General features: G+C 53.0%; 2 protein-coding genes. One reads left to right on the forward strand and one right to left on the reverse strand.

Annotation, left to right across the window (positions count from 1 at the left end):
* Nucleotides 1-313: 313 nt before the first annotated feature.
* Nucleotides 314-1,648, reverse strand: coding sequence for an MATE family efflux transporter (locus DW089_RS11180; RefSeq protein ID WP_199614926.1), 1,335 nt, complete (start codon nt 1,646-1,648; stop codon nt 314-316).
* 235 nt (nt 1,649-1,883) lie between these two features.
* Between DW089_RS11180 and pta the strand changes: the two genes are divergently transcribed.
* Complete coding sequence (gene pta / locus DW089_RS11185) at nt 1,884-2,894, forward strand: phosphate acetyltransferase (RefSeq protein WP_105325822.1); 1,011 nt, start codon at nt 1,884-1,886, stop codon at nt 2,892-2,894.
* Nucleotides 2,895-3,578: the final 684 nt, after the last annotated feature.

The raw sequence follows: 3,578 nt of genomic DNA on the forward strand, positions 1-3,578 counted from the left end.
TATATTATTAGGAACTGTCTACTTGACGGGGAGCACACCAGTTTGCAGAAGGCTTACTAGGCCACTACTGGTCGTGTGCTGACTGGGGGTAGTGCAGAAATGTAGGTAGTGGCCCCAACCCGGCATTGCTGGAGGCAATGCCGACCTTCCCCGCCTTGGAATGTTGTTGGGCGGAGAAGGCAGGCGGCCGGGGGGCCGCAAATACCTGGATGAGCCCTCCGGGCGACTGGGATATTGGTGCGGTCCGCGGACACTTCGATCACAAAAAAATGAGTCTATGCAGTTTGGCTGCATAGGCTCGTTTTTTTATGGGTTATAGTTTCAATTTGTATTTCCATTTGCCGGTATGGTATTCGTAATAGGACATGACCAGGTTGACGAACCAGCCGACGGGTTCTGCTATCCACACCATTTGGATGCCGTAGATGGGGGCCAGGAGGACGGAGATGAGGACTCTGACGCCCAGGTTGCTCAGGTTGGCGATGGTGAAGATTTTCATATCTCCGGCGCCTCTTAGGACGCCGTCCACGGCCATTTTCAGGCCGATGATGACGATGAACTGGCCGACGAATTTCAGGAATGAGGTACCGGTGGCCAGGGCTACGGGGGAGGCTTTGTCATTCAGGAAGAAGCGGATGATGGGTTCGTTGCAGGTTTCCAGTACCAGGAAGATGATGATGGCGTAGAAGATGACCAGTTTGTTGGCGCTGTGGTAGCCTTCTTTGACGCGCTCCAGTTTATTGGCGCCCATGTTTTGGCCGGTGTAGGGGCTCATGGCGTTGCCGATGGCGTTCATGGGCACGGTGCAGACGTACTGGATCCGCATGGCGGCGGAGAAGCCGGCCAGGGCGGCGGAGCCAAAGCTGTTGACTACGGACTGGACCAGCATCATGCCGATGGAGACGATGGACTGCTGGAGGATGGAGGGGAGGGCGACTTTGGTCATTTTATGGAGTACTTTGCCGCTGTAGTAGGAGGGGGCGGAGCCCACTTTCTTCAGGCGGTTATGGAAGACGGCGAAGGACAGGACGGCGGAAAGGCCTTGGGCAATCAGGGTGGCCCAGGCGGCGCCGGCTACGCCCATACCCAGGTTGCGTACCATATACAGGTCCAGGCCGATGTTCAGCAGGGAGGAGAAAATCAGGAAGACCAGGGGATACCGGGATTTGCCCAGGGCATTGAAGGTGGCTGCGATGATGTTGTACATGAAGAGGAAGGGGAGCCCCAGGAAGTAAATCTGGAGATAGGTGTCGGCCATGGCCAGGGAGTCGGCGGGGGTTTTCAGCCAGGACATAATCTGGTGGCTGGCCACAAAGCCGAACAGGCCCAGGATGGCGCTGAGGAGGAAGAAGGCAATGAAGGCGGTATAGATGGCCTGCTTCATTTTATCGTACTCGTGGGCGCCGAAATAGCGGCTGATGACTACGGAGGCGCCTACGCCACCGCCGATGGCGATGCTGATGAAGACGGTGGTCAGGGCGTAGGAGGCACCTACGGCGGCCAGGGCTTGCTCGCTGACGTAGCGGCCGACGATGGCGGAGTCTACGGTGTTATAGAGTTGTTGGAAGAAGTTGCCCAGGACCATGGGCAGGGAAAAGATGAACAATGCCTTCAGGGGCATGTCCGTTACCAGGTAATCTCGTTTCACGATTGGTCACGTCCTTAGCGGATTTCTAAATTTTATTGTCTACCTAAATATAACGACCTGAAACGTTCTGTGTCAAGCGGTTTATTTCGGCTTCCTGCGATTATTTTCAGAATATTTTTTGTTCAAAAAAGAAGAAAGTTCTCCTGCGTTCCCGAAAGAAACGTGATATAATAGGAATCGTGAAAAAGGGGAGTCAACTCTGTTCCTTTTAAATTTTGAGTAGGAGTGATTACTAATGAAATTTACAGATGAACTGAAGGCTCGTGTCAAAGCCGCACAAAAGACCATTGTGCTGCCTGAAAACAATAGTGACAGAGCTCTGAAGGCTGCTGCTACTGTTACGGCTGAAGGTTTTGCTAAGATCGTGCTGGTAGGGGATCCTGAACAACTTAAAAAGGATGCAGAAAGACTGCACATCAACCTGGATGCCTGCAAAGTCATCAACCCTGCTACCTACGAACGTATGGATGAACTGTGTGCCTACTTCGCAGAACGCAGAAAGAAAAAGGGCATGACTGTAGAAAAAGCTCGTGAAATCATGCTGAGCGATACTACGTTCTTTGCTGCTGGTCTGGTTGCTCTGGGCGAAGCTGATGGCTGCGTTTCCGGTTCTACCAGAACTTCTGCTGATGTAATCAAAGCTGGTTTGCAGGTTGTAGGCGTAAAACCCGGCAACAAGACTGTTTGCGGTGGTTTCATTGTGCTGAGCAACACCAACCTGGGCGACAATGGCCGTCTGGTATTCGGTGACTGCGGCGTTATCATTGAACCGACTGCTGAACAACTGGCTGATATTGCTGTAAGCTGCGCTGAACGTGCTCGCAACACCCTGCAAATTGCTGAACCGAAAGTTGCTATGCTGTGCTACTCCACCAAGGGTTCCGGCACTGGCGACGAAGTTGATAAAGTAAAAGAAGCTGTTGAAATCCTGAAGTCCAGAAATGTTGACTTTGCTTTCGATGGCGAACTGCAAGCTGATGCTGCTTTGGTTCCTGAAGTTGGCGAAAGAAAGGCTCCTGGTTCCACCGTTGCTGGCCATGCCAACGTTCTGGTATTCCCGAACCTGTGCGCTGCCAACATTGGCTACAAACTGGTAGAACGCTTCAGCGGTGCTACCTGCCTTGGCCCTCTGGTACAAGGTCTGGCAAAACCCATTCTGGACCTGAGCCGCGGCTGCTCTGCTGACGACATCGTTGATGTTGTTGCTGTTGCTGCCAGCGATGCTATTGCTGCAGAAGGTAAGTAAGAAGGTATTACAAGTAATGCGAAAATGCTGTGCCCGTTGGGCACAGCATTTTTTTGTGGGTGGGGTCTTGAACCCCATCCCGGCATTGCTGTAGGCAATGCCGACCTTCCCCTTCTCCTGTTCGCGCCAAGCAGCGAACAGGTAAGTGGAAGGCAGGCGGCCGGGGGGCCGCTAAAAAACGGTTTTAAACTTCCTCCGTCAGCCCCCTTTCCACCACCCTACGGGTGATTCCCCTTCCCCGTAAACGTGGAAGGTAATGGCTGACACCTACCACACGCTTGTGGTAGGCTTCAAGGCCACCACTGGTCAAGTAAAATCTAAAACATAGTTGCTGATGTGAAGTTGACCAGTAATTGCTATGAGCGCTTCCTGCAAGCGTGTAGGAAGTGTCGCCGCAGGCGACGATAGAAGTTTTATTATTTCAAACCCCCATTTTTTTTGAGGGGGTGGGGGGAGATCAGCGGGGCGGCTTGGTTGGTAACCCCATCCCGGCATTGCCATTGGCAATGCCACCCTTCCCCTTCTCCTGTTCGCAACGCAGCGAACAGGTAAGTGGAAGGCACTTGCGGCCTGCGGCCGCTAAAATGCTGGTATGAAACCTCATCCGTCGCCTTGCGGCGCCACCTTCTCCACGTTGGTGTGCTCCCCGTCAAGTAGACAGTTCCTAATAATATAAACCTCTAC

Source organism: Acidaminococcus sp. AM05-11 (assembly GCF_003472805.1).
GTDB lineage: Bacteria > Bacillota > Negativicutes > Acidaminococcales > Acidaminococcaceae > Acidaminococcus > Acidaminococcus hominis.